This is a genomic window from Sphingomonas sp., from assembly GCF_013812825.1.
Lineage (GTDB): Bacteria > Pseudomonadota > Alphaproteobacteria > Sphingomonadales > Sphingomonadaceae > Sphingomicrobium.
Genome location: NZ_JACCSU010000096.1, coordinates 1 through 5,568, shown reverse-complemented (window position 1 = coordinate 5,568; position 5,568 = coordinate 1). Strand labels below are relative to the sequence as shown.

Genomic DNA, 5,568 nt, shown 5'->3' with positions numbered 1-5,568 from the left:
CCTGGACACCATGCGGCCGGTGTGGCGTGAGCGGCGGTCGGGCGCGTGGATCGCCCTCGGTGTGTCGGTGGGCCTCCTGGTGCTGGAGGCCGGCGCGCTGCTCCTGGTCGTCCGGGACGGCACGTCGGACACGATCGGCGTGGGCGCCACCATCGTGTATGCCCAGGCCGTGCTGGCCATCGCCATCCTCGGGCGGTTCGACATGGACGACCTGCGTCTGGAGGACGGCCTTGTGTCGCTCCGGGTGCTGCGAGCGTTGCAGGACGCCGTCCCGGTCGCCGTCGAGAGCATGGGCGGCCACCTGCCGGCCGGCGGCCTGCCCGAACGGGTCATCCGCTTCGAGGGGGTCAGGTTCGGGTACCCGGGGCGGGACGAGAACGTGTTCGAGGGCTTGGACCTCGACATCGTCGCCGGTCAGTCGCTGGCCATCGTGGGCACGAACGGCGCCGGGAAGACGACGCTGGTCAAGCTCCTGGCCCGTCTCTACGACGTCGACGGCGGGCGCATCACCGTCGACGGCACCGACCTGCGGGACATCGACCCGGCGGCGTGGCAGCAGCGGGTGGCGGCGATCTTCCAGGACTTCGTCCAGTACCCGGTATCGGCCCACGACAACGTGGCCTTCGGCGCCCTGGCCCGTGCCGGGGACCGCGCCGGGGTCGAGACCGCGGCCCGGCGGGCGGAAGGCTCGGCCGGCCGGACCGACGCGCTGGTGGTCGCGTTCGCCGCGCGCCGGGCGATCGATCGCGGAGTCCAGCTCGGCTATCTCGAAACCCTGCTGGTCGACCGCTTCGGCAATCGCCACCCGCGCGCCGTCGCCACCATCGTCACCGCGTCGCGCTCGCCGGTCCGCCTCGACGATCTGATCGCGCAATATGACGAGCTCGGGCCGCAGCTTCGAAGCGGCGGGCCGCGGAACAGCTGGTGGTCCAACTTCCAGCGCGAGCTCGGCTCGCTGGTCAACGTCCGCCGCGCCGACGTTCCGTCGACCAAGCCCGACGCGCGCTACCGCCGAGCGCTGAGCCGCCTGGAAGCCGGCGACGTCGACGCGGCGCTGGCCGAGACGATGCGGCTTCCCGGCGCCTCGCGGGCCGGCGACTGGGTGGCAAAGGCGCGGCGCTATGTCGCCGCCCACCGGGCGCTGGACGAGATCGAATCCTCGGCCCTGATGGCCGGAAGCGGCGCCGACCGCTGACCCTGTGAGGATAGGCAGCGGCGCCGACCGCTGACCCGATGAGGATAGGCAGCGGCGCCGACCGTTGACGCTTGAAATTCTTGCGAAAGGGGCTTGGCAAGCGGACTCGCGAATGCGAATCTTGGCCGTCTGCTGCACAGCGGGGGTTCAGTTGCAGCTCACTAAGATGTTGGCAAACGGGCAAGAATCTGGGGAGCGGAGTAGTCATGACGTCATTGTGGAGCCGCGTTGGACTGACGCTGGTGGTGGCCGGACTGGCGCAGGTCGGCGCATCCGCGGCGAGCCAGTACGCACCGCCGCCGGCGCCCGCCCCCGCGCCGATCATTCGTCCCGCGCTGCCGCCGCAGGCCCCGGCCTATCTCCGCAACCGGATCGACGCGCTCGGGAACCAGTTCAACGGCCGCGTCGGGATCGCGGTCAAGTCGGTCAACGAAGGCTGGTGGACCGGCTGGAAGGCCGAGGAGCTCTACCCCCAGCAAAGCGTGAGCAAATTGTGGGTCGCGATGACCGCTCTCGACGCGGTCGACAAGGGTCGAGTCAACCTCAACCAGCGAGTGACCCTGACCCGCAGCGACCTGACCCTGTTCCATCAGCCGGTCGCCGCGAAAATCCTCGGCGGCGGCGCGACCATGTCGCTGAACGAGTTGATGTACCAGGCGATCACCAAGAGCGACAATACCGTCAACGACAAGCTGATGCGCTCGGTCGGCGGCCCGGCCGCGGTGCGGGCGATGATCGCCGAGAAGAATTTGGGCGCGATCCGCTTCTACGACGGCGAGCGCGCGCTTCAGAGCAAGATCGCCGGCCTGATGTGGTCGCAAAGCTATTCGGTCGGCGGCGCGTTTTACAAGGCGCGCGGGGCGCTGCCTTTTTCGCTGCGCAAGGCGGCGTTCGACCGTTACGTCGCGGACCCATATGACGGCGCCTCTCCGCGGGCGATCGTCAATGCGCTCGCCCGGCTCAAGCGCGGCGAGCTGCTGTCGCCCGCCTCGACCGCCCGGCTGCTGTCCGTGATGGGCAACACCAAGACCGGCGCCAATCGCTTGAAGGGCGGCCTCAAGCCGGGCTGGAGCCTCAGCCACAAGACCGGCACCGGCCAGGTGCTTGGAGCGGTCCAGGCCGGCTACAACGACATCGGCATCGTGACCGCGCCCGACGGCCGCAGCTACGCGGTCGCGGTGATGATCAAGCGCACCTCGACTCCGCTGCCGACGCGCATGAGGCTGATGAACAATGTCGTCCGGGCGGTGATCGCCCAGCACGAGATGAGGCACGCCGCTGCCTACACGCTCTGAGGCGCCGGCAACGGCGGCCGCGACCGCCGAGCGGCTCGGCTCGAGGCCCGGCGTCCAGCGCGTTCCCAACCCGAAGCTCGAGCTGTTCGTCGTCCGCAATTTCCTGGGTCCCGGCGAGTGCGATGAGCTGATCGCCCGAATCGACGCCCAGCGCCGGCCGTCCGCGATTGCCGACGACCAGGGCATCGACGCCTTTCGAACCAGCGAGACCTGCGACCTCGACTGGCGCGACCCGGTGGTCGCGGCGGTCGACTCGCGGATCGCGGAGTTGCTCGGCTTGCCGCTCAACCTCAGCGAGCCGCTGCAGGGCCAGCGCTACGCGCCAGGGCAGGAGTTCAAGCCGCACACCGACACCTTCGAGCCGGGCGGCGCGGCCTATTTCGAGCATTGCGCGGAGGCCGGCCAGCGGACGTGGACGGCGATGATCTATTTGAACCGGCCCGAGGACGGCGGAGCGACCCGGTTCAAGCTGATCGGCAAGACCGTGCAGCCGGAAACCGGCAAGCTGCTCGCCTGGAACAACCTGCTGCCCAACGGCTCGCCCAACCCGGCGACCCTCCACCAGGGGATGAAGGTCCGACGCGGGACCAAGTACATCCTGACCAAATGGTTTCGCGAGCGAAGCGCGGGGTGAACTGCGGAACCGCCGGCGCATCGCGGCATTGACCCATATTGGAATCGCTCGGCCCTGAAGGAGGAGAGCATGCGAACCTTGATCACCGCGGTCGCCGTCGGCGCCTTGTCGCTCGGCGTCGCCGCCTGCAATAATTACGACGAGACCAACGAGGCTTACGCGAACGAAGCCAACGCCGCCGATTATGCCGACAATGCGGCCGGTGCCGGCAACTACGACACGGCCACCACCACCGGCGGCTCGTGGCCAGCCGGAAGCCGGATCGTGGTCGAGAATGGAGTCACCTATCGGCTCGAGCCCGGCGGCGCCCGAGTCGCGCTTGGGCCCAACGACAGCCGGATCGTCGTCGAGGACGGCGTCTCCTACCGGGTCGACCCCGGCGGCACTCGAGTGCGGATCGACGACACCGGCGCGGTGGTCGACGTCAGGCCCGGCGGAGTTGACGCCACGGTACCGGTCGGCGGCAACACGTCGGTGACGGTCAACACCAACTAGCGGCGTGGGAAAATCTGGAGCGGGCGAAGGGATTCGAACCCTCGACCCCAACCTTGGCAAGGTTGTGCTCTACCCCTGAGCTACGCCCGCTCGTGAGCTGAGCCGGTCGGCCATCTGGCCGGTCGGCTGAGGTGAGGCGCGCGCCTAGCATGAGGCTCGCCGGTCCGGCAAGTGCGTCAGCTTTGGCTTGTGGCGGACAAGCCTGCCGCCCATATGGGCGCTTCACAAACCACCGCCAGCGGGAGCGAAACGAGCGTGGCGACCTTGGGTCACAGCGAAGCCGAGCGCGAGGCGATCGAGCGCTTCGAGCGCGACGTCATCCAGCCGTCGATGGACGCGCTCGTCATCCTCGACTTCTGGGCCGAGTGGTGCGGGCCGTGCAAGCAATTGGGCCCGGTGCTCGACAAGATCGCCGGCGATTATGCGGCCAAGGGCGTCAAGCTGGTCAAGATCGACGTCGAGAAGGACAAGCTGATCGCCGCCCAGTTCCGCGTCCAGTCGATCCCCACCGTCTACGCGTTCTTCCAGGGCCAGCCGGTCGCCGACCTGACCAATTACCGGACCGAGGCGCAGATCAAGCAGGTGCTCGACCAGCTGCTCGCCCAGATCAAGGTCGCCGGGGACGAGGCGGCGGCGGCCAAGCCCGAGATCGAGCCGCTTGTGGCCATGAGCGAACAGCTCCTCGCCGAGGGCGACGCTCCGCGAGCGGTGTCGGTGTTCCGCCAGATCCGCGAGCTCGCGCCCGACGATCCCGAGGTCGCCGGCGGGCTGGTGCGGTCGCTGGCCGCGGCGGGTGAGCTGGCCGAAGCGCAGAGCATCCTCGGCGAGCTCGCGGACGAGGCCGCCAAGCATCCGGCGATCGCCCGCGCCCGGGCGGCGCTCGAGCTGGCGTCGGTGCCGCCGGTCGACACCGCGGCGATCGAGGCCCGGATCGCGGCCGACCCCGCCGATCTCGACGCCCGCTTCGAGCTGGCCGGGGCGCGGATGGCGGCCGGGGATCGCGATTCGGCCGCGGACGAATTGCTCGAGATCATCGGCCGCGACCGCGACTGGGACGAGGGCGCGGCGCGCAAGCGCTTCCTCCAGCTCCTCGAGGCGCAGGGGCTCGAGGACCCCTGGGCCCGAAGCCAGCGGCGGCGGCTGTCGGCGCTCCTGTTCACGTGATGCCGCGCCGCATGCGGCCCTTTGACATGACGCCCGCCGCAGCGTGAAGGAGGCGCTGATCCTGCGGGTGCCGATCTTCCCGCTCGCCGGCGCGATCCTGTTCCCACGCTCGCAGCTGCCGCTGCACATCTTCGAGGAGCGCTACCGCGAGATGGTCCGCGACGCGCTCGACGGAGCCGGGACCATCGGCATGATCCAACCCGTCAGCCTCGATCCCGTCAATCCGCCGCTCTACGCGGTCGGCTGCGTCGGCGAGATCGTCGGAGTCGAGGAACTGGAAGACGGCCGCTACAATATCGTGCTCGGCGGATCGGGCCGCTTCCGGCTGGTCGGCGAGGCCGAGATGGAAACGCCCTACCGCAACGCCGATATCGATGTCGCCGCGTTCGACGACCGCGAGCCGCCGCCGCTGCCGCTCGCGCTTCGGGCCGACGTCGAGCAGGAAGCGCGGCGCCTCGGCGACGTCCTCGGGCTGGCGGTCGACTGGTCGGCGGTCGGCCGGCTCGACGACGAGATGCTGGTCAACGCGATCGCCCAGGTCGCTCCGTTCGACGTCGGCGCCAAGCAGGCCCTGCTCGAGGCCGAGAGCCTGGACTCGCGCGCCGACCTGCTGGTCCAGCTGATGCAGTTCCAGCGGATGGCGACCAGCGCCGGCGCCGATATCGAGCCGACGATTCAGTAGGTTGGAGCGCAGCTCGTCCGGGGGACGAGCGAGCACCGGCCTCGGTGGCGGACCCCTCCACCATCCAATCTTCGTTGGATGGTCCCCCTCCCCGCCGCTCACG

At 69.6% G+C, this 5,568-nt stretch carries 6 protein-coding genes and 1 tRNA gene; 6 read left to right on the top strand and 1 reads right to left on the bottom strand.

The window, feature by feature from the left end:
- The 4 genes from H0T81_RS12525 to H0T81_RS12510 all read left to right on the top strand — a co-directional run.
- On the top strand, positions 1 to 1,195 hold a 1,195-nt coding region (locus H0T81_RS12525), incomplete at its 5' end, for an ATP-binding cassette domain-containing protein (protein WP_294013760.1).
- Positions 1,196 to 1,401: 206 nt separating this feature from the next.
- Entirely contained in the window at positions 1,402 to 2,490 is a 1,089-nt protein-coding gene (bla, locus tag H0T81_RS12520) for a class A beta-lactamase (RefSeq protein ID WP_294013758.1), read from the top strand.
- Positions 2,491 to 2,725: 235 nt separating this feature from the next.
- A complete protein-coding gene (locus H0T81_RS12800; RefSeq protein ID WP_366474387.1) occupies positions 2,726 to 3,124 on the top strand; it encodes a 2OG-Fe(II) oxygenase in 399 nt (132 codons plus the stop codon).
- A 69-nt stretch (positions 3,125 to 3,193) separates the two neighbouring features.
- Entirely contained in the window at positions 3,194 to 3,619 is a 426-nt protein-coding gene (locus H0T81_RS12510; RefSeq protein WP_294013756.1) for a hypothetical protein, read from the top strand.
- 15 nt (positions 3,620 to 3,634) lie between these two features.
- Here H0T81_RS12510 and H0T81_RS12505 read toward each other — a convergent pair.
- Positions 3,635 to 3,709, bottom strand: a tRNA-Gly gene (locus tag H0T81_RS12505).
- Between the two features lie 165 nt (positions 3,710 to 3,874).
- On the opposite strand from H0T81_RS12505, the gene H0T81_RS12500 reads away from it, so the two are divergent.
- Together H0T81_RS12500 and H0T81_RS12495 are read left to right on the top strand one after the other, a co-directional pair.
- Positions 3,875 to 4,783 (top strand): tetratricopeptide repeat protein, encoded by a 909-nt coding sequence (locus H0T81_RS12500; protein WP_294013763.1) that lies wholly within the window; start codon positions 3,875 to 3,877, stop codon positions 4,781 to 4,783.
- A gap of 43 nt (positions 4,784 to 4,826) precedes the next feature.
- Positions 4,827 to 5,465 (top strand): LON peptidase substrate-binding domain-containing protein, encoded by a 639-nt coding sequence (locus tag H0T81_RS12495; RefSeq protein WP_294013754.1) that lies wholly within the window; start codon positions 4,827 to 4,829, stop codon positions 5,463 to 5,465.
- Positions 5,466 to 5,568: the final 103 nt, after the last annotated feature.

Bases quoted from the DNA above. Each gene is read 5' to 3' on its own strand.
- H0T81_RS12510 (WP_294013756.1), top strand. From the start codon at position 3,194: ATGCGAACCTTGATCACCGCGGTCGCCGTCGGCGCCTTGTCGCTCGGC.
- bla (WP_294013758.1), top strand. From the start codon at position 1,402: ATGACGTCATTGTGGAGCCGCGTTGGACTGACGCTGGTGGTGGCCGGA.